This window comes from Tenacibaculum todarodis (assembly GCF_001889045.1).
In the GTDB taxonomy this organism is placed as follows: domain Bacteria; phylum Bacteroidota; class Bacteroidia; order Flavobacteriales; family Flavobacteriaceae; genus Polaribacter; species Polaribacter todarodis.
Genome location: NZ_CP018155.1, coordinates 1,273,556 through 1,297,825 on the forward strand (window position 1 = coordinate 1,273,556; position 24,270 = coordinate 1,297,825).

General features: G+C 30.3%; 24 protein-coding genes. 5 read left to right on the plus strand and 19 right to left on the minus strand.

Features of this window, described 5'->3' with window-relative positions:
• Position 1 precedes the first annotated feature (1 nt).
• Positions 2 to 1,057: an ATP-grasp domain-containing protein gene (locus LPB136_RS05775; protein WP_162272275.1), complete on the plus strand. Its 1,056-nt coding sequence runs from the start codon at positions 2 to 4 to the stop codon at positions 1,055 to 1,057.
• Here the strand turns inward: LPB136_RS05775 and LPB136_RS05780 are convergent.
• Positions 1,040 to 1,540 carry a DinB family protein gene (locus LPB136_RS05780; protein ID WP_072555216.1) on the minus strand — a complete coding sequence of 167 codons (501 nt, stop codon included), beginning with the start codon at positions 1,538 to 1,540 and terminating at the stop codon, positions 1,040 to 1,042. The genes LPB136_RS05775 and LPB136_RS05780 overlap by 18 nt on opposite strands.
• Positions 1,541 to 1,872: 332 nt before the next feature.
• Between LPB136_RS05780 and LPB136_RS05785 the strand changes: the two genes are divergently transcribed.
• Complete coding sequence (locus LPB136_RS05785; protein WP_072555217.1) at positions 1,873 to 2,784, plus strand: hypothetical protein; 912 nt, start codon at positions 1,873 to 1,875, stop codon at positions 2,782 to 2,784.
• 79 nt (positions 2,785 to 2,863) lie between these two features.
• On the opposite strand, the gene LPB136_RS05790 is transcribed toward LPB136_RS05785, so the two are convergent.
• The 6 genes from LPB136_RS05790 to LPB136_RS05815 form a co-directional block, all read right to left on the minus strand.
• Positions 2,864 to 3,286, minus strand: a complete 423-nt coding sequence (locus tag LPB136_RS05790) for a hypothetical protein (RefSeq protein WP_072555218.1) — start codon at positions 3,284 to 3,286, stop codon at positions 2,864 to 2,866.
• Positions 3,287 to 3,526: 240 nt separating this feature from the next.
• Positions 3,527 to 3,742 (minus strand): hypothetical protein, encoded by a 216-nt coding sequence (locus LPB136_RS05795; RefSeq protein WP_072555219.1) that lies wholly within the window; start codon positions 3,740 to 3,742, stop codon positions 3,527 to 3,529.
• Between the two features lie 175 nt (positions 3,743 to 3,917).
• The gene (locus LPB136_RS05800; protein WP_072555220.1) at positions 3,918 to 4,349 is read right to left on the minus strand and encodes a hypothetical protein; all 432 of its coding nucleotides are present in this window, start codon (positions 4,347 to 4,349) and stop codon (positions 3,918 to 3,920) included.
• Between the two features lie 200 nt (positions 4,350 to 4,549).
• Positions 4,550 to 5,218 (minus strand): response regulator transcription factor, encoded by a 669-nt coding sequence (locus LPB136_RS05805; RefSeq protein ID WP_072555221.1) that lies wholly within the window; start codon positions 5,216 to 5,218, stop codon positions 4,550 to 4,552.
• Between the two features lie 2 nt (positions 5,219 to 5,220).
• Positions 5,221 to 6,966, minus strand: a complete 1,746-nt coding sequence (locus LPB136_RS05810) for a tetratricopeptide repeat-containing sensor histidine kinase (RefSeq protein ID WP_072555222.1) — start codon at positions 6,964 to 6,966, stop codon at positions 5,221 to 5,223.
• Positions 6,967 to 7,056: 90 nt separating this feature from the next.
• Positions 7,057 to 7,254: a hypothetical protein gene (locus tag LPB136_RS05815; RefSeq protein ID WP_072555223.1), complete on the minus strand. Its 198-nt coding sequence runs from the start codon at positions 7,252 to 7,254 to the stop codon at positions 7,057 to 7,059.
• Between the two features lie 370 nt (positions 7,255 to 7,624).
• Between LPB136_RS05815 and LPB136_RS05820 the strand changes: the two genes are divergently transcribed.
• A complete protein-coding gene (locus tag LPB136_RS05820) occupies positions 7,625 to 8,062 on the plus strand; it encodes a hypothetical protein (RefSeq protein WP_072555224.1) in 438 nt (145 codons plus the stop codon).
• A 359-nt stretch (positions 8,063 to 8,421) separates the two neighbouring features.
• Here the strand turns inward: LPB136_RS05820 and ettA are convergent, their stop codons facing one another.
• The 11 genes from ettA to LPB136_RS05875 all read right to left on the minus strand — a co-directional run bounded on the left by ettA (position 8,422) and on the right by LPB136_RS05875 (position 17,489).
• Positions 8,422 to 10,113: an energy-dependent translational throttle protein EttA gene (ettA, locus tag LPB136_RS05825; RefSeq protein WP_072555225.1), complete on the minus strand. Its 1,692-nt coding sequence runs from the start codon at positions 10,111 to 10,113 to the stop codon at positions 8,422 to 8,424.
• Between the two features lie 53 nt (positions 10,114 to 10,166).
• Entirely contained in the window at positions 10,167 to 10,349 is a 183-nt protein-coding gene (locus LPB136_RS05830) for a CAL67264 family membrane protein (protein WP_072555226.1), read from the minus strand.
• Positions 10,350 to 10,641: 292 nt separating this feature from the next.
• Positions 10,642 to 11,628 carry a UDP-3-O-(3-hydroxymyristoyl)glucosamine N-acyltransferase gene (lpxD, locus tag LPB136_RS05835; RefSeq protein ID WP_072555227.1) on the minus strand — a complete coding sequence of 329 codons (987 nt, stop codon included), beginning with the start codon at positions 11,626 to 11,628 and terminating at the stop codon, positions 10,642 to 10,644.
• Between the two features lie 81 nt (positions 11,629 to 11,709).
• Positions 11,710 to 12,237 carry a hypothetical protein gene (locus LPB136_RS05840; RefSeq protein WP_072555228.1) on the minus strand — a complete coding sequence of 176 codons (528 nt, stop codon included), beginning with the start codon at positions 12,235 to 12,237 and terminating at the stop codon, positions 11,710 to 11,712.
• Positions 12,238 to 12,274: 37 nt separating this feature from the next.
• Complete coding sequence (locus LPB136_RS05845) at positions 12,275 to 14,299, minus strand: NADPH-dependent 2,4-dienoyl-CoA reductase (RefSeq protein ID WP_072556930.1); 2,025 nt, start codon at positions 14,297 to 14,299, stop codon at positions 12,275 to 12,277.
• A 196-nt stretch (positions 14,300 to 14,495) separates the two neighbouring features.
• Positions 14,496 to 15,365 carry a pirin family protein gene (locus tag LPB136_RS05850; protein WP_072555229.1) on the minus strand — a complete coding sequence of 290 codons (870 nt, stop codon included), beginning with the start codon at positions 15,363 to 15,365 and terminating at the stop codon, positions 14,496 to 14,498.
• Positions 15,366 to 15,411: 46 nt separating this feature from the next.
• Complete coding sequence (locus LPB136_RS05855; protein ID WP_072555230.1) at positions 15,412 to 15,852, minus strand: MarR family winged helix-turn-helix transcriptional regulator; 441 nt, start codon at positions 15,850 to 15,852, stop codon at positions 15,412 to 15,414.
• 26 nt (positions 15,853 to 15,878) lie between these two features.
• The gene (locus LPB136_RS05860) at positions 15,879 to 16,124 is read right to left on the minus strand and encodes a glutaredoxin family protein (protein WP_072555231.1); all 246 of its coding nucleotides are present in this window, start codon (positions 16,122 to 16,124) and stop codon (positions 15,879 to 15,881) included.
• Positions 16,125 to 16,136: 12 nt separating this feature from the next.
• Positions 16,137 to 16,661, minus strand: a complete 525-nt coding sequence (locus LPB136_RS05865; protein WP_072555232.1) for an NADPH-dependent FMN reductase — start codon at positions 16,659 to 16,661, stop codon at positions 16,137 to 16,139.
• Positions 16,662 to 16,750: 89 nt separating this feature from the next.
• On the minus strand, positions 16,751 to 17,137 hold the full coding sequence (locus LPB136_RS05870) for an OsmC family protein (RefSeq protein ID WP_072555233.1): 387 nt from the start codon (positions 17,135 to 17,137) through the stop codon (positions 16,751 to 16,753).
• On the minus strand, positions 17,130 to 17,489 hold the full coding sequence (locus tag LPB136_RS05875) for a DoxX family protein (RefSeq protein ID WP_072555234.1): 360 nt from the start codon (positions 17,487 to 17,489) through the stop codon (positions 17,130 to 17,132). Before LPB136_RS05875 ends, LPB136_RS05870 begins: the two co-directional genes overlap by 8 nt.
• A 106-nt stretch (positions 17,490 to 17,595) precedes the next feature.
• Between LPB136_RS05875 and LPB136_RS05880 the strand changes: the two genes are divergently transcribed.
• Both LPB136_RS05880 and LPB136_RS05885 read left to right on the plus strand, forming a co-directional pair.
• Positions 17,596 to 17,979, plus strand: a complete 384-nt coding sequence (locus LPB136_RS05880; RefSeq protein WP_072555235.1) for a hypothetical protein — start codon at positions 17,596 to 17,598, stop codon at positions 17,977 to 17,979.
• Positions 17,966 to 22,372, plus strand: coding sequence for a T9SS type B sorting domain-containing protein (locus LPB136_RS05885; protein ID WP_072555236.1), 4,407 nt, complete (start codon positions 17,966 to 17,968; stop codon positions 22,370 to 22,372). The genes LPB136_RS05880 and LPB136_RS05885 overlap by 14 nt, the downstream gene beginning before the upstream one ends.
• A gap of 170 nt (positions 22,373 to 22,542) precedes the next feature.
• Here the strand turns inward: LPB136_RS05885 and LPB136_RS05890 are convergent, their stop codons facing one another.
• The gene (locus LPB136_RS05890) at positions 22,543 to 24,231 is read right to left on the minus strand and encodes a hypothetical protein (RefSeq protein WP_072555237.1); all 1,689 of its coding nucleotides are present in this window, start codon (positions 24,229 to 24,231) and stop codon (positions 22,543 to 22,545) included.
• Between the last annotated feature and the right edge of the window lie 39 nt (positions 24,232 to 24,270).

Genomic DNA, 24,270 nt, shown 5'->3' on the forward strand with positions numbered 1-24,270 from the left:
TTTGAACACTAAAAAAAGCATACAAAAACTCTTAAGCTGGGAATATTGGCCAATGTACATGTTTTACTTGCCAAACATCCCATTTGCTTTATACCAAACTATAAAAGGAGGTAGTTTAACTTTTTTTACTGCCACAAATCCGGCAATAGAAAATAGTGGAATTGGAACGGAATCTAAACACAAAACCTTACTCCTATTTCCTGAAAAACACTTACCTAAAACAGTATTTCATAAAGCAAATTCCTCAATAAAAAACACTTTAAAAAGTTTAAATGCTGAAGGAATTACCTTTCCAATAATTGCAAAACCAGATATTGGTTTTAGAGGTTTGTTAGTTAAAAAAATTGAAAATGAAACAGCACTGATTCACTATTTAGAAAAATATGCAATAGATGTTTTAATTCAAGAATTTTTAACTCAAGAAAACGAATGTGGTATTTTTTACCATCGTTTACCAAACGAAGAAAAAGGCACAATTTCTTCAATTACTTTAAAGGAATTTTTACATGTAATTGGTGACGGGAAATCTACTTTAGAAACCTTAATTTTAAAAGATAAAAGAGCAACTATTTACCTTGAACTTGTAAAGGAGAATCCGCTTTTAGATTTAGATAAAATTATTAAAAAAGATAAAAAAGTAAACCTTTCTGCCATAGGAAACCACTGCAAAGGAACTCGCTTTATAAATGGTAATCATTTAATTTCAAACAAATTAGAGAACACATTTGATATACTAAACAAACAGTCTAACAATTGGTTTTATGGTAGATTGGATGTTAAATATAATTCTTTTGAGGATTTAGAAAATGGCGATTTTAAAATTCTTGAATTAAATGGAATACTTGCAGAACCTACTCATATTTATGATGCTGAAAAAACTACGTATTTTAAAGCATTAAAAACAATGAGAAATCATTGGAAACAGTTATCTAAAATTGCTATCTACAATAATAAAGTACAAAATGTACCGCATAGAACAACTTTAGGTTTACTTAAAGATGTTAGAAAGTTAAATAAATACACCAAGTATATTTCTAAGTTAAATAGAATTGACTAAATCTTTTTTTGGTGTGGTTGGATTGTAACCAAAATCGGCATCTGGTAATTGGATTCCTAATTGATGAATTATAAAACCGATACTTGCAAAATGATGTATTGCGTGGCTATGAGCTTGTGCTAAAGCACTTCCTAATGTATAATTTGCTGTTATTTTACCTGTTCCTAAATCGTCAGTTACCGAAATAATTTGATCGAAATCTACACTTTCTATAGTGTACAATTGTGTTATCACTTTATCAAAATAAGCTAAACCTGCTGCTGTTGTTTGTTCAGCTAAACAGTTTCTTTCTCTTAATGAAAAATCTACATTTTTACTTTCTAAACCATTAAATATACAGGTAAAAGCATCTAAAATATGACGCATATTACAACCTATACTAGAATTATATGGAAGAATTGTTCCGTTGCTATATTGTTCGTCTGAAATAGAATTTAATAATTTTATTCCTCTTTGTAAGTTTTTCTCTATTGCTTTGATCATTAAGAATTAGGCTTTTTAAGATAAGTCGCATAAATATATAACTATTTACTTTTTTAAATAAAATATTCTAAAAAAAACTATTAACAACTTAGTTACAATAAACCCAGCAAACAAGCTTAGCCCTGATTGAACGGCATGTTTGAGCTCTTTTTGAAGTATGAAAAAAAGCGAGTAGTGAAAGCAGGAAATAGCTTCTAAAAAGAAAAAAAAGAGTCGGGAAAACTACCTACTAGATACTACAAACTAAATTTTGGCACGCTTGTTGAAAACTATACAATAATTGCGGAAGCCGAAAAGCATATAGAGTAAGCGTAACCCTAAATCTAGAAATTATGAAAAAAGGGATATTTTTATTAGTAGCATTATTAACTTTAGGTACAACAGTACAAGCTAAAGAAATTGCACCAACTAACAAAATTGGGGTTAACTATACTTATAGTGAAGCCGTTAGTTTTGTAGAACGAAACATTAAGTTTCACGTATTTTTAAACGGAGATTTTGATTTTGACACTCATTTCAGAAACAATAACCGTGTTAGAATTGAAAGAAATTACAGAGGTCAAGTATCTCGTATTGGAAACACATTTATTAATTATGATGTTCGCGGAAACGTAAAACGAATTGGTAGTGTGTATATAGATTATAGCTTTGGAAACTTAGCAAGAGTTGGTAATTTAGAAGTGAGGTATGACAGATGGGGAAATCCACGTTTTTATGGTCATGTAAAACATTATAACACGTACTATAATTCTGGTAGCGGAATTAGCATACACATTGGAGGTATTTACGATTATTATGATAACTACTTTTATAGAAACGATTTTAGAAGACATTATACTCGTTTTAGAGAAGACAACAACTTCTTTTACTACAGAGCAAATACAAATGCTAAAATTGGTAAGCGTAGCAAAATTATAAAAAGAAGAAAGCCAAGTGCTACACACAACAGAACACGTGGTAACACAACTTATAATAAGAAAGTAAATAGAAGAAGTACTGCTAATAAAGCACCTATAAAAGCTACTCCAAAAAGGAAAGCAGTAAAAAAAGTTACACCTAGAAAAGTTACACCTAGAAAAACAACTGTAAGAAAGGTAACTCCAAAGAGAACAACTTCTACAAGAACTACTACTAAGAGAGTAACTCCAAAAAAAGTAATTTCTAAGAGAACAACTCAAAAGAAAGCAACTCCTACTAAGAGTAAAACTAAAAGAAAAGTAGCTAAAAGAACTACTAGAAGATAAATTGAAGAAGAAGAGTAAATTAGAAATCCCGCATAATATGCGGGATTTTTTTGTGCTTTATATTTTTTAAAAACTAAACTTAATGAATTTCTAACAATTGTAAAGAGCTCGTATTTTTAATTGCAACCTCTTCAGAAAAATTACCATGTATTAATAAGTTATTTTCATGACGGTTAACCAATTCTTTCATTTTTTTCCTATTTAAAAGAAGTATGGTAGCTTTTCCTGAATGATCTTTGGTCTCTAAAATGTTTTCTCCATTAAACTCTACAATCCAATTACTTTCGTGAATATTCTCTGTATAATCAAATTCTATTTTAGGCATTTTATAAAAGTTAACATCTTTAATATACCCTAATTCTACTTTAACTCTTAAGTTGCCTCCTTCTACTGTATACGCTTCCTCTAAACCAGCATCCTCTAATGTAAACTGATTAGCAACTGCCTTTTTCATAGTTATTTTTAATTGCCCTTCCGCTAAATTTAACCCTAAATCACCCATTTAATATTGTTTTAAAACGTTAATATATCTATCCTTAAACAAAAGTATAGCAAGTACAGTTATCTTAATATGATATAAATCATATAACTATTAATCTTAAAAAGAGTACCGTTTAGATTTTTATATAGTATACTATTTTGGGCGTTCGAGCGGGCTTTTCACTACAATCTTTTGTTCATACTTCACAAAAGGATTTCCACTGCAATCCCTAACGCGAGCGTATTTATAAAGAAATAAAGTTTATTTCTCTAATTTACATTTTACTCTGCCAACATTTTCTGCTTTCTTTTGTGTAATTTTTTTGATTATAGATTTACACTTAATTAAGCCTTTACAGTCTTTCTTTACATGATAGGTTTTACTTGATGTTGTGGTGCAGATAAATACTTCTTTTCCCATGGTTTGAAAAGCTGTTAAAAAGATGAAAATTGATAACAATAAAAATATTTTTTTCATAACTTGCTTTATTTACTTTCAAATGTAAAGGTTCTTTAATTAATAAAAACTCCAAATAAAATAATTTAAACGGTATAAATAATGCCCCTACACATTATTATATGGTGTAAAACTATAATAGATGGAGTTTAATTTTATAATTCTCTTATATTATTGGTAACCTAAAAAATATATTTTAATAATTATTTGGGTGGTAAACCAAGTTACCATTATAGTCTTTTTTATAAGTTCCTAAAACATTTCCGAAACCATCTTTTTTTACAATATTTCCGTTATAGGCTTTAGATAAAGTATACAACACATTTCCATATTGATCTTTAACAACTTTATTCCCATTAAAATCTGTAGATTTCACACTTTTTGTGTTTCCATAATTATCTTTAGAAACAGTATTACCATTATAATTTTTTGATTCTGTTTTTATAATATTTCCGTATTGGTCTTTCCAAACAAAATCTCCATTATAATTTTTAGAGCCAATAGCTACAACATTTCCATATTGATCTTTAGCAATAGTATTACCATTATAATCTTTAGAATAGGTTAGTTTTTGTGCATAACTAAATGCTGTAAAGAATATAAAAACTAGTATTATTATTTTTTTCATGTCTTTTATAATTTAATTTTTATCTACCAAAAATATTTACATAATTCAATAAAACCTTACGGAAATCCGTAAGGTTTTAAACTAGCACTTTTTCCTTTTCAATAGTTTCTTTCCGAAATTATTACTTCAAAGGTAATTTCTTAAAACAAAAAAAGACTACGGGTTTCCGTAGTCTAAATATTTTGTTTTAAAATGCATTTTTAAATAAGGCCAAAATCTTTAGCAATAGCAACTAAATGCGCTGGATTATTTGCATTAAAATGTTCTTTTAAAAATTTTAATCTTTTTTCTATAGAGCTTTTTCCAGATGGTTTTATTCCTTTTTCTTCAAACATTCTAGGCAAATTATCTTGTAAAACGCCTTTAGAAAGTTGTGCTATTATATGAATATCGTACGATGTAATTTCAATTGTTTCTTTTGGGTGAATTGCACTCTTTAAACCTGGTGAAATACAAAACTCGTTTGAAGTAAATGTTTTATGTATTGTTTTCTTTAATTCTTTTAATCCGTTTCTATTTTTCCAAATATAGCCTTGAATATTTAAGTTTTTGTATAAACTTTGAATTCTAAAAGGTTTGTCTTCTACAGAGAAAACAATAATTTTTAAATCCGAAAATTCTTTTCGTATTTTTTCAATCAATTCATCTCCAGATTTTAATTTTTGAGGAGTTCCATCATTTTCAAAAGATAGATCAGAAATTATTAATTGATATGGTTTATTTATTAAATGTGCTTTTTTAATTTTTAAAAACGCCTCATCACAATAGGAAACATAATCTACTGTTTGTATATTAATCTCGTCCAATACAGTTTTAATTCCGCTATTAATAACATCAAAATCTTCTACTACTAAAACTTTTTTAAACATTTTTAATTTTTAAAATTGAATGTAACTTTTAAACCTTTATTCTGTTTGCTTTCAAAATTAATAGTTCCTTTTATCGTTTTTATACGGGTTTCCATATTTTTAAGTCCATTTTTAAAAACTATAGTATTCTCTTTAAACCCAACTCCATTATCTGAATAAGCTATTTGTAAAAAATTATGCTCTTTTTTACAAGAAATAACAACCAAATTAGCATTACTATGCTTTTTCATATTTACAAACAATTCATTAAAAACTCTATATATAACAATTTGTTTGTTATTTTTTAAGTTATTTAATTCTAGAGAAGGCAAATCATTTAGGATAATTTTACATGTATCAGAATTATAACTTGAAACTAATTCTCTAAAATAATTTTCAAAATTTCTACCTGTTTCAATAGAGTCATTTTCATGGGAAATTGCTCTAGTTTGTAAGTATATTTTATCTAAATCGTTTATAATTTCTGCTGTATTATAGTTAGTATTCTGCACTTTAGCTATAACATTAAACATATTATTACCTAATTCATCATGTAACTTTTTTGCAATTCTTGTTTCTGTATTATAACTTTCTAGTAAAATTCGTTTTTTATGTTGTTGCTTTCTTCTATAAATTAGAAATAACAAACCTGCAGTTAAAACAGCTCCACTAAATAAAATGTTTTTCTTTTGATTACTTTCTTGTTCTGCAATCAACTTATTTTCAGTAGCTAATGTTTTAAATTTCAATTTTTGCTTCTCTTCTTCTTCATAATTATATTTAATTTTAGCAAACTTGTATTGCCTTTTTGTATCCGCTGCTTGTAAACTATCTCTTAAATGAATACTTTCCTTATAAAATTTTATTGCCTTATGAGGTGTTTGTAGCGCTACAATTTTGTCTATTGCCTCAATTATATCATTCGGACTTCTTTCTTTTTTTGATATTTTATACATGTTATTTGCATAAAAGAACGATTTGCTTTTATCTTTTTTATAAAAGTATTCAGACAAATGGCTGTAAGAAGCAATTAAACCATAATTATCTTTACTCTTTATTTTGATTGAATTTGCTAATAATAAATCTTTTAAAACATTTGCTTTTGGGTTTTGTAACCATTTAATATGGGCTAAATTATCTATGATTCTAATTCTTGTTTTTGTATTTTTAATTGAATCTTGCAATAAACCATCTAGCATTAAAATTGATTTCAAATAATTGCCTTGTTCTTTATAAACATTAGCAATATTTTTTTTAATAATAACCACATTTTTTTCAGAAGGCTTATAAAATAATGCCTTATTGTAATTATAAATAGCTTCCTCAAATAAAAATTGCCTTTTTGAGTTTATGGCTAAAGTATTGTAAGAAGATATAATCGTTTTTTTTCTTCTACCATTTAAATATTTTAAACTATTAATTCCAGAGATATCACTATTTGCATAATCACCAAAATCAGATTCTATAATTGCAATATTTAATAAACATCTTGCAACTTGAATACTGTCATTTTCTTGTAGATATAATTCTTTCGATTTTTTGTAGTAATAGAATGCACTGTCTTTAACCTTTAATTTTCTTTGAAATTCTGCAATCTTATAGTATGATCTTGCTTCTTGGCTTTTATTCTTATTCTCCAAAGCTCTATTGAGTAACTTTTTAGAGTAGATTAAAGCTTTCTTATTTTCTTTTTTCTTTCTATAAACATTGACTTCTTTATAAATACTATCAAAAGATTTATTTAATAGTTGCTCTTGAAAACAAAACAAGTTATTGTTCAAAAACAAGGTAAAAAAAAAGAGGAATAAGGTTTTCAATTTCATTCCTCTAAAATACTATAAATCCTGATTTAAAAAATTTTAATTTCCTCCACCAAAATCATCATCATCATCATCATCATCATCATCATCATCATCAGGAATATGACTATCTTCACCTCCAGTTGCTAAAGTTTCTACTTTAACTGGTTCATTTTCTAGGTTTTCATCTAAATCTGTACAAGATGTAAAAACTCCGGTTGCAAATAACATTGCAAATACTAAATACACTTTTTTCATTATTATTCTTTTAAAAATTAAACAATAGTGTTGCTATCCGAATTTTACAATTCAGCTTGTTTGTTGTTCACAACACATTAAAATTTAAAAGAGTCGCGCGCCTCTTTTGCGGGAAGTCGTAGAATGAAATAGTGTTATTAGTTTGTTTTCCCAATTCAATAAAAACAACACTATAGCATTCTGTTTTTTGCAGTAATAGTTCTCTTTTTTTTCTAGAAAACTATTTCTATTGCAAATATCGGAAGTGATTTTAAGTTAATAGTAGCCAACATTTGGACAATTTAGAAGCAAGGCTAATTTGTCTAATTTTAGACAGTTTTAACCTTGTTTTGTCTAAAATGTCTACTTTTAGACAACCAAACAACTTACTATGATTAAAGTACTTATAATTGATTTTTTTAATGAAATTGAAAAAAAGGAACTTAAGAAGAATAAAAATGCCAAAGCCACTTTTTGGGTAGAAGAACTACAAAAGGTTACCCCAATTGATAAAAATTATATTAGTGTTAAAAAAGCAACACGTTTATATAATAAATATGTTGAGGAAAAAGAACAAGTAATTGTTAAGGAACCAAATAAATATCTTTTAGACTTTATGTCTCAGTATATAGGCTTTAAAGATTTTGAAGAATATGAGTCAAAAAAGGAATCAAAAGAAGAAATTAGCAAACAAAATGAACCTCAAATTTTTTATCAAAATGATAAAGAATCATTTCTAAAAAAATATAAAAAACTCATTATTACTCTTTCTGTAGCATCTACTTTTTTACTTTTTTTTTTGTCATTAAAAACAGTAAGAATGAATTAGAAACTTGTATTATTTGGAAAGATACTCGTTTCAAAAAAAGTTCTTGTAAAGTAAAAAACACTATAGATAATGCTATTTATAATATCAATATTCAAGGTTTTGAAAAAATAAAAGTTACCAAAGAAACACCTTTTTTTAAAAATGGTAAGCCTAAAGTTTGGTACGGAAAATCATCTAAAGGAAAAATAGAGTATTTTACACAAAGAGGAATTCATCCTGAAACTTTAAAAGAATTAAATCCAATTACAGAATACATTATTAATAAATATGTTTTTACAGAAGAGGGTGAAAAAACTATTGTAAACTAAAAAAGCAGCTAATTAAATTAGCTGCTTTCATATAAAATATTCGTTTAGAATTTATCTAATCAATTTTCTATATTTAATACGTTTTGGCATTAAATCTCCACCCAAACGTTTCTTTTTATTCTCTTCATAATCAGAGAAAGAACCTTCAAAGAAATAGACATTACTATCTCCTTCAAAAGCTAAAATGTGTGTACAAATTCTATCTAAAAACCATCTATCGTGACTAATAACTACGGCACAACCAGCAAAGTTTTCTAAACCTTCTTCTAAGGCTCTTAATGTATTTACATCTAAATCGTTTGTTGGCTCATCTAAAAGTAAAACGTTTCCTTCTTCTTTTAAGGTCATTGCTAAATGCAAACGGTTTCTTTCTCCACCAGAAAGTGTAGAAACTTTTTTGTTCTGCTCGCTTCCACCAAAATTAAAACGACTTAAATAAGCACGAGAGTTTACTTGCTTTCCTCCCATAATTACTAAATCTTGTCCGTCAGAAAAGTTTTCCCAAATAGATTTATCTGCATCAATATTTGAGTGTGCTTGATCTACATACGCAATTTTAGCCGTTTCACCTACTTTAAAAGTTCCACCATCCGGAGCTTCTTCTCCCATAATCATTTTAAAAATTGTGGTTTTACCAGCACCGTTTGGCCCAATAATTCCTACAATTCCTGCTTGCGGAAGGTTAAACTCTAAATTATCGTATAATAATTTATCTCCAAAGGCTTTAGAGACTCCAGTAGCTTCTATAACATTGGTTCCTAAACGTGGACCATTTGGAATATAAATTTCTAATTTTTCTTCGGTTTGTTTTTGATCTTGACTCATCAATTTTTCATAGCTCTTCAAACGTGCTTTTTGCTTTGTTTGACGACCTTTTGCGCCTTGACGAACCCAATCTAACTCGCGTTCTAATGTTTTTTGACGTTTAGAAGCTGTTTTGCTTTCTTGCGCCATTCTTGTAGATTTTTGATCTAACCAAGAAGAGTAATTTCCTTTCCAAGGAATTCCTTCTCCTCTATCCAGTTCAAGAATCCAACCTGCAACGTTATCTAAGAAATATCTATCGTGCGTTACGGCAATTACAGTTCCTTTATATTGTGCTAAATGATGCTCTAACCAATGTACAGATTCTGCATCCAAGTGGTTTGTTGGCTCATCTAATAATAAAATTTCTGGCTCTTTTAATAACAATCTACAAAGTGCAACACGTCTTTTTTCTCCACCAGATAAAACACCAATTTTCTTATCAGAATCTGGTGTTCTTAATGCATCCATTGCAATTTCTAGTTTGGTATCTAATTCCCAAGCATTTGCTGCATCAATTTTATCTTGTAAATCGGCTTGTTGCGCCATTAACTTATCCATCTTATCGGCATCAGAATATACTTCTTCTAAACCGAACATGTCGTTAATTTTGTTGTATTCATCTAAGATAGCAACAGTTTCTGCAACACCTTCTTTTACAACTTCTAAAACTGTTTTTTCTGGATCTAATTGTGGCTCTTGTTCTAAATATCCAACGTTATATCCTGGAGAAAAAACTACATCTCCTTGAAAGTTTTTTTCTTGTCCTGCAATAATCTTCAATAAAGTAGATTTACCAGAACCGTTAAGACCTAAAATTCCGATTTTTGCTCCATAAAAGAAGCTTAAATAAATATCTTTTAAAACTTGTTTTCCTGTAGATTGATAGGTTTTAGAAACCTTATTCATGGAAAAAATGACTTTTTTATCGTCGCTCATTGTTGTTTTTTATTTTAATTTGAATACTGAATACTGCTCACTGAATACTGAATTTATACTCTTCCTTTTAAGGCATTAAATACCCAAGCAATACAGAAGAAACCTATACCAACAGTTGCAAAACCCCATCCGGCAACATCATCATATCTGTATGCTCCCATTAAGATTAATACTACTCCCATAAATAACATTAAGAAAGTTGCCCAGCCTAAAACTGTATTTTTATTCATTGCCATAATTAACTGATTAGTTTATTAATAAAGTTGAACTGCAAATATCGGTATTTATATTAGACTTGTCAAGTAATAGTTTACTGCTCTTTTCTTGGGGAAATGGCGCTCGCGTTAGCGATTGAACGGCATGTTTGAGCTCTCCCGATTTTTATCGGGAAGCGAGTAGTGAAAGCGCGACGGTTTTGGTTGCTTTTAGTTTATTGACTTGAATGTATTTTAAAAAAAGTAAACATTGATAAAAAAATTAAATTACCAAAACCGTAACGCCCTAAAAATTATAAAAAAGGTTCGTTTTTTAACCTCTAGCAAGTCTACGAATTGCAACCCATTCTTTCATTTTTTCTCGTGCATCTGCAGCTGGATAACCAACAACAGTTTTACCTGCAGGAACATCTGCAATAACGCCAGATCCTGCACCAACAGTTGCTCCTGAATGAATTGTTGTGTGGTCTTTTATGGAAGCGCTTCCGCCAATTACAACGCCATCGCCTAAAGTTACTGAACCTGCTAAACCGCTATTTCCTGCCATAATACAGAACTTTCCAAGAACAGAATTGTGCCCAATTTGTACTAAATTATCAATCTTACAACCGTCTCCTAAAATTGTAGAGCTAAATTTACCTCTATCTACACAAGAATTTGCTCCTATTTCAACATAATTACCAATTACAACATTTCCAATATGAATAATTTTTGTTAAGCCTTGTTCACTTGGTCTATAACCAAATCCGTCTGCGCCAATACTAACATTTGTATGAAAAATACAATTGCTACCAATTTCTGTTCTTTCTCTAATTACAGTTCCTGACCAAATTGTGGTGTTATTACCAATTTTAGTGTCATCAAAAACAGAAACATTTGGATAAATTATTACATTATTGCCTAAAATTACATTTTTACCAATGTAAGAGTTTGCTCCTATTTTACAACCTTCTCCAATTTTTGCTGAACTATCAATTACTGCAGTTGGATGAATATCAACATCAAAACTTGGTGATTCTGGCTCAAAAGCTTCCAAAAGAATTGCCATTGCTAAATCGGCATTTTTTACTTTAATTAATGCTTTGTTTTCTCCTGGTGCCAAGTCTAATTTTTCATCTATAATTGCTGCGCTTGCATTAGAGTTTTCCCATAAACGAGCAAATTTTCTATTTCCAATAAAAGTAACTTGTCCTTTTAAGGCTTTTTCTATTTGTTCTGGAGCAGTAATATTTTCTGCACAAGCACCTATTAATTCGCCTTTAACTAATGAATTAATTTCTTGAATTGTAAATGATTTCATGTTGATTTTTTGTTATTAGTTGATAAAAATAGTCTTTAATTTTTTAAAACTATAAATCCTGCAACAAAGCAGGATTTATAGTTAATATCGTCTTCTATTATTTCTGGGCCTAGATGTTTGTTGCTCTTCTTTCCTAGGTTGTTTAGGTCGTAAATCTTCTTTCTTTCTTTTTTGATATTTTTTCCACCTCTTAAACTGTTTTTCTGTTAAAACTGGTTGTAAAGTTGTGTTTAATATCTCTTCGTTTTTCTTTATAGAATCTCTAATTGGCAAAACAACTATTTCTATTCGCTGCCTAATTCTTCTTCCTAAATCTGGATTATTTCTAGCTTCTTTCCCCATTGTGTTTACAATAACATCTAGCTCTTGAAACTTTTGATTATTTAAAAAAGTTATAACTCTAATTTTATCATTATATACTTTTAAAGCATTTATTACTATTGATTTTGTGTTGTCTTTTTTAATTTTTATTTTTTTAGAAACCTCATCTTCATTATAATAAAAAACATTTGACGCATTTTTTGCATTATATTTTAACATCTTTGGCGGTTCTTGCGCAAACACAAAATATTGTTGCAATATTAAAATTAATAGTATTATTTTTTTCATTTTATTAAATTATTAAGAAACAAAAATAACGCTTTTATTATATTTCGGCTGCGAGCCTACTTCCTTGGTTAATTGCACGTTTTGCATCTAACTCCGCAGCAATATCCGCTCCACCAATTACGTGAGTAGTTATTCCTTTAGCTTGTAAAGGCTCTACTAATTCTTTAAATGGTAATTGACCTGCACAAATTACAACGTTGTCTACAGCTAATACTTTTTGTTCTTCATTTTGAACATAATGCAAACCTTCATCATCTATTTTTGTGTATTGAACTTCGTTTATAAATTGAACTTTCTTCTTTTTTAATGTAGAACGATGAATCCAACCTGTAGTTTTACCTAAGTTTCCTCCAAATTTCCCTTTACTACGTTTAAACATAAAGATTTCTCTTGGTGAAGGATGTGCTTCGGCTTTTATCCCTTCAATACCAGAACGCGCTTCTAGCGTTTTGTCAATTCCCCATTCTTTTAACCAAGCATCAATATTAAGAGAAGTACTTTCTCCTTCGTGTGCTAAATATTCAGAAACGTCAAAACCAATTCCTCCTGCTCCAATTACAGCAACACGTTTTCCTACTGGTTTTTTATGCTTTAAAACATCTATATAATTTAATACTTTTTTATGCTCAACTCCTTCAATTCTTGGTGTTCTTGGAGTAATTCCGGTTGCTACAATAACCTCATCAAAATTTCCTTTAGCTAAATCCTCCGCATTTACGCGTGTGTTTAATTTTACAGTAACATTATGTAATTTCAATTGTTTACCGAAATAACGAATAGTTTCGTAAAACTCTTCCTTACCTGGAATTTGTTTTGCAATGTTAAACTGTCCACCAATTGCTGCATCTCCATCAAAAAGTGTTACTTCATGACCTCTTTGTGCTGCTACTGTTGAAGCTGCTAAACCTGCTGGACCTGCACCAACTACGGCTATTTTTTTCTTTTTATCAGTTGGATTGTAATTTAATTCAGTTTCATGACAAGCTCTTGGATTTACCAAACAACTTGCTACTTTTTGTTCAAAAACATGATCTAAACACGCTTGATTACAACCAATACAGGTATTAATTTCATCGTCTTTTTCTGCTGCTGCTTTGTTTACCCATTCTGGATCAGCCAAAAACGGACGCGCCATAGAAATCATATCTGCATGACCTTCAGCTAAAATTTCTTCTGCTGTTTCTGGCATATTTATTCTATTTGAAGTAACTAACGGAATAGATAATTCTTCTTTCATTTTTTTAGTAACCCAAGTAAATGCGGCTCTTGGAACCGATGTTGCAATGGTTGGAATTCTTGCTTCATGCCAACCAATACCTGTATTTATAATTGTTGCTCCCGCTTTTTCAATTTCTTTACCTAATTGAACTACTTCTTCCCAAGAAGAACCATTTTCTACCAAATCTAACATTGATAAACGGTAAATAATGATAAAGTTTTCTCCAACAGCTTCTCTTGTTTGTTTTACAAGTTGAATTGGTAAACGCATTCTATTTTCATAAGAACCTCCGTAATTATCGGTTCTTTTATTTGTTCTTTTTGCTATAAACTGATTGATTAAATAACCTTCTGAACCCATAATTTCAACTCCATCATAACCTGCTTCTTTAGATAGTTTTGCAGAATTTACAAAATCTCTAATGGTACGTTTTATACCCGATTGTTTTAAAGCAAAAGGCTTAAACGGAGTTATTGGAGACTTTATTTTTGAAGGTGCAACAGATAAAGGATGGTAACCGTAACGTCCAGCATGTAAAATTTGCATACAAATTTTACCACCTTCTTTATGTACAGCTTCGGTAATTGTTTTATGATGGCGAGCGTGCTTCTTTGTACTCATTCTTGCAGAAAATGGCCCAGTCCAACCTTGTACATTCGGTGCAATACCTCCAGTAACAATTAAACCAACACCACCTTTAGCACGTTCTGCATAATAAGCTGCAATACGTTCTAATCCATTTTTTTCTTCCTCTAAACCTGTGTGCATAGAACCCATTAGGATTCTATTTTTTAAAGTTGTAAAACCTAAATCTAAGGGTTCAAATATGTGTTTATATTTCATAATTTTTCGCTTAATTTTATTATGCACGCATAATACTTTGCAAGGTATGTTTATTTTTTGAAAAGAAAAAGCTCAAGATTGTAAATAATCTTGAGCTATTGCGTTAGTGATTGAAACGGCATCCTTTTTGCTTTTTCAGCAAAAAGATATAGTGTAAAGCACGACCCTTTTGGGTAACGCCCAAACTTTTATTAAATTAATATAAATATCCCATTTTTCCTTGTTGGAAATCTCTAAGTGCTTCCATAATTTCTGTTTGTGTATTCATAACATAAGGTCCCCAAGAAGTAACTTTTTCTTTGATTGGCTCACCAGAAAGCACAATTAGGTTACTTTCTTTTTCAGCTTTAATTTCTATTGAATTTCCGTCTTGATTAAAAGTTAGCATTTGAGTTGCTCCTTTTTTTAACGTTGTATCATTATTAACTAAAACTTCTCCATCTAACAAGTAAATTAATGCTTGATGTGTTTTTGGTAAATGGATATTTATGACACCTTTTTCTTTTGCCTTTAAGGTAAACACGTTTACTTCTGTCTGAGTTTTAATGAAACCTTTTTGATTGTTTTGTTCACCTGCAACTACTTTTAATTGAATTGTTTTATCATCATTTTCAATTACAGGAATATCTTCACTCTTTAAATGCTGATAATTTGCTGGAATCATTTTTTTAGACGCAGGAAGATTTAACCATAATTGAATTCCTTCTAAATCTCCACCTTTTTTCACGAACTCTTTTGTTGGTCCTTCGGCATGTATTATTCCACGACCAGCAGTTGTCCATTGAACATCGCCTGCTTTTACTATCATTTCATTTCCTAAAGAATCTCTATGCAATTGTTCTCCTTTAAAAAGTAATGTTATTGGCTCAAAACCACGATGCGGATGTGCGCCTAAATCAAACGGATTATTAAACTCGCTTATCGCATAAGGCCCGTAATGGTGTAATAACAAAAATGGATCTAAGTTTTCAATACCTTTGGTAGGTAAAGGTTGACGCAATTTTATTGCTCCCATATTAACCAACGGACTTCCTACTTTATGTTGTATTGTTTTTAATGTTTTCATAATAATTGTTTTTATTTTCCAAGGAAAACATTTTTGTAAATTTTTTCTATCTAATTTTATCTAATAAATTACTGAGCTGTTCTGCTTCTTTTTCAGTTAAATTGTTTAGCATATTTAAGTTTGAACTTACTTTATCTATTTCTGTAAGTAAAGTTAAACCTTCTTCTAATATAGTTACATAAACAACTCTTTTATCATGCTCACAACGCTCTCTTACTATTAAATGTTTTTCGCATAATTTATCCATTAAGCGTGTTGCATTTGGCGCTCTTTCAATCATTCTTTCTTTTACCGTTTGCGCTTTAATTTTATCTCCAGCTCCTCTTAAAATTCTAAGAATATTGTATTGTTGTGGCGAAATACCGAAATCTTTAAAAAAACTATTCTCTCTACTACTTAACCAATTTGCAGTGTATTTTATATTGATTAAGGCTTTAACTTTATTATTCTTAAAGGTTGATTGTATGTCTTTAGAAATATCTCCCATTATTCAGTATTCAGTTTATAATAGTTTTATTTTAAACTTGCTTCTTTAATAATTTTATTAAATTCATCTGAAGTTGGTGTTAAATACACTTCTCCATCAATAATTATGGTTGGGTATTTTAAGATTCCATTGTATAATTCTTTGGTGTGCTTTTTGGCTATAGCATCTACCGCGACGTCTTTATAAACAAAAGGAATGTCTGACATTCTTAAATGATTTTTAAAAGCAACTGTGTGTGCATGTCCTTTTCTACCGTAAATTATAACTTCCATATTTCTGATTTATTAATTTTTAAATTCCGCTACCAATTCTTTTAACTGTGAATTTAAAGCTTCATTTGTTATTTCATTTTCTTTAAAGTTATCAAAAAAACTTGGTAAAGAAAAATCTCCTACTAAATTAGCTCCAAAACGAGGAAATGCATTTTTAGCAGTTTCTAAAACAGTTTTACCTCCACGAGCTCCTGGTGATGTTGCCATTAATAACATTGGCTTATTTTTAAAAATAGATTTATCAATACGAGACATCCAATCGAGTATGTTTTTAAAGGCAACAGTATAACTTCCATTGTGCTCTGCTAATGATAAAATAATTCCGTCTGAGTTTTCTATTAAACTTAAAAACTTAGTTGCATTAGCCGGAATTCCGTTTTCAGTTTCTTCATCTATGCCGTAAATTGGAAGTGCATAATCATTTAAATCTAAGATTTGAACTGCTACATTTTCTACCAAACTAGAAGCATATGTTGCTAATTGTTTATTTATTGAGTTTTTACTATTGCTTCCTGCAAATGCAATTATGTTTTTCATTTTTTTTATATTATTTTTAAAATAGTTCTCGACTGCGCTCGAACTGACATCTTTTACTGCTATTATGAAAACTGCCTACTGAATACTGCCTACTGAATACTAGTAACTATTGCTGTTTCTCCTTTTACCATTTTAGCTACAGGACATTTACCTGCAATTACATGGAGTCTTTTTCGTTGTTCTTCAGTAACTTCTTTCTCGAAAGAGATTTCCTCAATCAACTCTTTTTGCTCGTTTTGGGTAACATTTACTGTTATTTTTCCCAAATCCCAACCTTTACGTTTTGCGTACATTCTTAGTGTTATTGAAACACAACCACCAATTGCTGTAAGTAAATATTCAACTGGAGTTGGACCACTATCGTCTCCGCCAGAAGCTACTGGTTCATCAATAACTGCAAAATGATTTCTCATTTTTGCTTCTGCCAAATAATTCTTATCAGTTAAAACAACTGTACTTGTTACATTCTTATCCATTTTGTACTTTTTTTGAAAAAATATATGAAATAATTACCAATACCAAACCTACGACTGAAGCTCCTTGCTCTCCATCGCTAATCATGTAATGAGCAAAAAAAGCTAAAACAATATCAAAAAAGAAACCTGCATATGCCCATTCTTTTAACGTTTTACTCTTTAAAAACCAAATAGCAACTAAACCTAGAATTTTAGCTACTGCCAAAGGATAGATAATATAAGTTGGATAACCAAAACTAGTAAACATAGTAGCTACCGCTTCATGATTAAAGAAATACATTCCTGCAGAAAACAGCATTAAAAGTGTTAATAAACCTGTTGCTGTATAATATATTATTTTGTTTGTTTTCATTCTGAAAATTTTTTAAATTCAATACAAAGTTACAATAATTAATTTTATTTTCCATGGAATGTAATTTCTTTAAAACAGTAACTTAAAAAAAAAGAGTTTTTACCTTATGAAAAATACAATAGAAATTAATAAATTCGTAGATAAAAACACTAATGAAATGAGAATTAAGAAAACACTTATTATATCTTTTTTGTTATTAAGCAACTTTATCTTAGCACAAAAAACTGATATAATAATTTATCCAAATAATATTGCTGAAAGATCTGCCGTTAATATAATAGTTAAAGAAAAAGGTACTTATGTTTTAAAAATTACGGATAAAAGTAAAACCATTTTATATGAAAAAAAATTAGTTATTGATAAAAAAGATGGTTTTAAACATAATTTTTCAAAATATAAAATAGGAGAATATAATTTTTCATTATATAAAAATAATGAAATTATTTTCAACAAAGTATTTAAAAAAATAGATAAACATGAGGAAAAATAATTTCATATTGATTGTTTTGATGTTACTTTTCTCTTGGAACATTAATTCTCAAAATAATGGTTCTCCAACTTGTGAAGGTGCTAATCCTATGTGTTCAGATAATAATGGTGTTAAGATATTCCCTAATGTTACTGGGAATTCTGGAACCGCTTCTAACCCAACTCCAGCTTATGGATGTTTAAATGATTCTCCAAATGCTGCATGGTTTTACATAAAAATAGGACAAGCAGGTGATTTAAATTTTCAAATAGTACAAAATACATTATTTGATTCTAATGGAAACCCAATTGGGACTGCATTAGACGTAGATTTTGTTGCTTGGGGCCCTTTTAATACACCTGATAATAATTGTAATTCTTTATCTAAAACTTGTATTACAGGAACTTGTCCTGATAACGTTTCAAATCCCGGTTTTTACTTAAATAACTTAGATGGAACTAATATTGTAGATTGTAGTTGGTCTACACAAACAGAGGAAAGTTTTACAATTACTAACACTCAACAAGGAGAGTTTTATATATTATTAGTAACAAACTGGACTCCCGCAGGAACTGCAGGCACACCTGGTTTTATAAAACTGGAACAAACTAATTTTGGAGTAGCTGGAGCAGGTGTAACAGACTGCTCTATAATTGCAGGAGAATTAGGGGAAGATCAAATTGTATGTGAAGGTACACAAGTAGAATTAGACGCTACACCTTCTGCCGGCACTGCAATTTCTTACGAATGGTTACTAGATACTGGAAGTGGATTTAATACTATTTCAGGAGAAACCAATGCTACAATATCAATAACAACAAATATTTCAGGAACTTACCAAGTTAAAATTATTGATGAAGTTGGCAACGAGGCAACAGATGAAGTTGAAATTACATTTGTACCACCTCCAACAGCTACACAACCAGCTCCAATTGAAATTTGTGATACAGATGGAGCTGGATATAGTTTTGATTTAACCACACAAACCACAACAATTATTGGCACACAAACTGGTGTTGACGTTAAATATTATATTACGGAAGCAGATGCAAATGTCAATTCTGGAGAAATAACTAATTTTGATTTTACAACTAATACTGTTCAGCAAATTTGGGCTAGAGTTTTTAACTCAGCAATACAAGACAATTTAAGTTGTGATACTGTTACCAATTTTGAAATTAGATATTCCGTTGAACCTACTCCAGAAACAGCTTCAGATATTATAGTTTGTGACGACACAACTTCTAGTAGTGCTACTGACGGAATTTTTACTTTTGACCAATTTATTGATAAAGATGTAGAAATTTTAGGAAATTTATCTACAACAGAATATTCAGTTAGTTACCATACAACACAAACAGGAGCGCAAACAGATGCTACAACTGATGTTATTGATAAAAACACAGCATTTACAAATACAACTACTTTTAATCAAGAAATTTTTGTTAGAGTAGAAAATATAATAAACCCTTCTTGTGCTGTTGACCAAAGTTTTTTTCTACGAGTTTTAGATTTACCTGTTGCTAACCCAGTAAGTACAATTGAAAAATGTGATGCAACTGGTGGCACATCAACTACTTTTAATTTTGATTCAGAAGCTACACCTCAAGTTTTATTAACCCAAAGTACAACAAATTTTGAAGTATTATATTTTGAAACTGCTCAAGCAGCAATAGATAATGTAGCCGGAACAAATATTACAGGAAATTACACAAATACTGCTGCAAACCAAACAATATATGTTAGAATACATAATGTTAGCAACCCTGATTTATGTCCACAGTTTACAGATTTTCAAATAACAGTTTTTAGCACACCAATACTAAATACAACTTTTGAAGATACTACACATTGTGAAAATGATACGTTTAATATAACAATAGATTCAACTGCTGATACTTTTATTTGGCAAGTTAGTACAGACAATGGCGCTAATTGGAATGATGTTGTTGCTGATGCAAATTACAGTAATGAAACTTCGACAGCATTAACAATAACCGATGCTCCTTCTAGCTTTAACACAAACCAATATAGAGTTAGAATGTTTAGAACAGGTAGTTCTTGCGAGTCAACTTCTAATGCCATTACACTTACATTAAATTCGCTACCAGTTTTAAATTCAATTGAATTAAAACAATGTGATGATGACACTGATGGATTTTCTGCATTTAATCTAACAGAAGCTAATGCCTTAATTTCTAGCAATTACACAAATGAAACTTTTGTATATTATTCTGATGCCGCATACACTTCAGTTATAACAAACGACACAGCTTATACAAATACAAACACACCTAATGATATTGTTTACGTAAGAGTCACAAACAATACAACATTATGTGCTAGCGATATTGCTGTAAATTTATTAATTACAGCTTCTCAAGTACCAGATACTTTTTCTGAAAACTTAACCATGTGTGATGACTATTTAGATATCAATGGAAATGACAACGCAAATAATGATGATACAGATGGCATTACTACATTTAATTTTGAATATGTAAGAGCTACAATTGAAGCTATGTTTACAACACAAGTTGTAACCGTTACTTTTTATAGAAACGAAGCTGACGCACTTTCTGAGGCTAATGAAATTGTAGACGCTACTAATTATAGAAATATCGGTTACCCGAATATGCAACAAATTTATGTGCGTGTAGATAATAACTTAGACAATGGTTGTCTTGGATTAGGTCCTTATATTAACTTAACTGTAGATACTGTTCCAGTTGCAAATACTATTAATATCGATAATGAATATGAATTATGTGATGATTTTAACGATAGTGATGACGCTAACGGAATTATACAATCTTTCGATTTAGAAGGCCAAACTGCAGCTATTTTAGGAACTCAAGATCCAACTAATTTTACGGTTACGTATCATGAATCTCAAGCAGAGGCAACTTCTGGAGCTAACGCTTTAACTTCTCCGTATGAAAATACTGTCGCTAATCAACAACCAATTTATGTCCGTATTACCAACAATACAACAATGTGTGCTTTTGATAGATATACATTTAACTTGGTTGTAAATACGGTACCAATTGCAAATTCCGTAGAAGATTTAGAAATTTGTGATGATGATACTGATGGAATTTCTCAAAATTTTGATTTAGAACTACAAACGTCAACTATTTTAGGAACTCAAGACCCTGCTAACTTTACGGTTACTTATCATACATCTCTAGCACTAGCACAAAGTGGAGCAATGCCAATTACAGGGTTATTTACCAACACAACACCAAATAGACAAACTATTTACACTCGTATTGAAGACAATACTTCTAATTGTGTAAATGCTAGTTCTAATTTTGATGTAATTGTAAATCCTGAACCTTTAGGAAACCCAGACAACAACTCTTTAGATTTAATTGATTGTGACACCGAAACTGGTAACGGAATTATTGATACTATCGATTTAGAAAGCCAAATTCCGTTAATTTTAGGAGATGCAACTGTACAGGATCCAAATGATTTTAATGTAACTTTTCATCTTTCGCAAGCGGATGCAATTTCTGGCGATAGTCCACAAAGCACACCTTTTACAAATACAAATGCATTTACGCAAACTATATTTGTTAGAATAGAAAACAAAACCACATTTTGTGTTAATGATGATGTTACTTTTGATATTATAATAAATCCAATACCCGATTTTGAGGTAACAACTCCAAGAAGTATTTGTTTAAACGATCCGCAACTTACATTAGAGGTAGAAAACCCTAATGGTTCTTATTCTTACCAATGGTTAGATCCAAATGGAAATGCTTTAGGAACAGGAGAAACTCAAAATGTTACAACAGGAGGAGATTACAGTGTAACCGCAACAACAATAAGCGGCACAATGTGTTCTAGAACTAGAACTATTACTGTTACTGAATCTAATATTGCTACTATTACCGATGATGATATTAGTATTATTGATGATACTAGCAACAATTCTATAACAATTAATAATGAAAACAATAATTTAGGTGAAGGTGATTACGAGTTTGCTTTAGTTAATGAAAACGGACTTACAATTGCAAATTACCAAGATTCACCAGTATTTGAAGGTTTAGAAGGTGGAATTTATACAATTCATATTCGTGATAAAAATGGTTGTGGTGAAATTACACATACTGTTGCCGTTGTAGAATTCCCTAAATTCTTTACTCCTAATAATGACGGAATTAAAGATACTTGGATTATTAAAGGTGTAAACACAACTTTTTACCCTGAAAATAGCGTTGTTATTTATAATAGGCAAGGTAAAGTAATTAATGAGTTTAGTTTTAGCTCTCAAGGTTGGAATGGTTATTATAAAAACAAACCAATGCCGTCTAACGATTATTGGTTTAAAGCAACCTTGATTGATACTAAAGGTATTGTAAGAACTAGATCTGGACATTTCTCATTAATTAGACGATAAAAAAGCAAGTACACGCGTTAAGGATTGAAGCGTTTGTTTGAGCTCTTTTTTGGTTGTTGAGCGTAGTCGAAACACTAAAAAAAGCGAGTGCGAAAAGCCTGACGCAATAAAAAAAGGAGTTATACTTTTTCGTATAACTCCTTTTTTTATTGGGTAACGCCCTAATAATTTTAATTACCTTTTAAAGAGTCAATCTTCTTTTGTAATTTTTCTATTTCGATGTTTTTGTCTTGCTGAACAGTATTCATCTTTAACGAATCTATTTTTGTAATTTGTTGGTCTAAATTATAGACCATTGCAGGGTTATTCTTGAAATAATTGTTTGTGGTTTCGCTTTCTTTCCAAGCTTCCGCTAATTGCTCGTACACTGAAATATCCCATTTACTCGGATGCTTTGCATCTATCCAAACTACATCTCTATACTCACTATCTACTAGCGCTAAATCTGGCGTTGCAGAACCGTCAAATTGCTGCGCATTTGTTTTACTAATGGCAGAAACGGTACCCAAGAAAAACATTCTTTTACGTCCTGCAATATTTTTAATATAAGGTCTAAATTCCACCGGAGAATTTGCACTCCAATCGTATTCTTTACGAGATTCTACAACCTTTAAAGGCATTGCTGAAACACCAGCATATCCTTGTTTTTTTGATGCATGATCATAATAATATAACTTATCTGTACCATCTGCAGGAATAAAAACACTATAAGTTAAACTTGTGCGCTCATCTCCTACTGGCTCTAAACCAAACCAATGATATAAACCAGAATACGCGCCTGTTTGTGTGTCTGAAAAATTAAAATCAGTTACATAAGGTTGCTGATTTTGGTCTTTTGATAAGTCCGGAATTTTTACTGCTGTTTCCATATTCCAAGGTAAAGGATCAGAGAAACCTCCAATAAATTTTAATGATTCTGCTTGTAAACGAGAAACTTTTTCCGCTAAGGTATTTTGCTTTGTTAAATATGGGTGATTTTTCATTTCCTCTGGTGAAATGTACGTTCCAACTCCCATTAAAAGGCGTTCAAAATATTCGTGTTCTCCATTATCTACAACCATAACTCCTCCAAAAGTTGGGTAGGGAAAAAAGAAACCTTTCCATTTTATTAAACTAACTACTTGCACCCATTTACCAGCATCGTTTTTCATGTAAAATGTATCGCTTGGTTCCATATTAAATAGTTGAAAAATATTAAAACGTTGCACTACTGCATTGTAGGTATTTCTACTAAAACGTAAAGATTCACCTATTGAAAATGTAACTGGAATTCGATTCTCTGAAGAAAAACGAGGAAATGGTGTTGTACTTGAAACGGCAAAAACTTCTTCTGTATTGTCTCGCATTCCTTGCCAAGCATATTTCTCGGTTGGTTGAATTGCCATTGTCCATTTATTTACAGAATCTATACGAACCAAGTGAGGTAAAGAAACGTCTTTGGTTTCCCCTACCGATTCGTTTGCCATAGAGAATATGTTTCTTAATGGTTGAATTCGCTCATTTTGTGTTAGTGGAAGTTCAACAATTTCTATTCTATTTAAGTTGTTATATACATTATATGTTTTCATATAATCGTACAATTTAAAATGCCAACCTGCAATGTATAAAGCTCCAAAAAAGAGTGTTAATCCAACTAAAATTCCAATTCTTTTTCCTGTACTTGCAGATTTTCTAAAACTTCTTAATCCGAAGAAAAGCACTATAAAACTTAACAGAATTATAAAAATATACTTTCTAAGAAATAATAACGCGGGTTGAAAATCGTCTCTTAAAATGAATGCCGCAAGCAATAAAATAAAAACAAGTATTAATACTATTGCTTTTTGCTTACCTCCTTTTTTCCAATATCTTTTTATCATAATAAAGCCCACCTTAATCCTCCCAAAGGGAGGAAACAA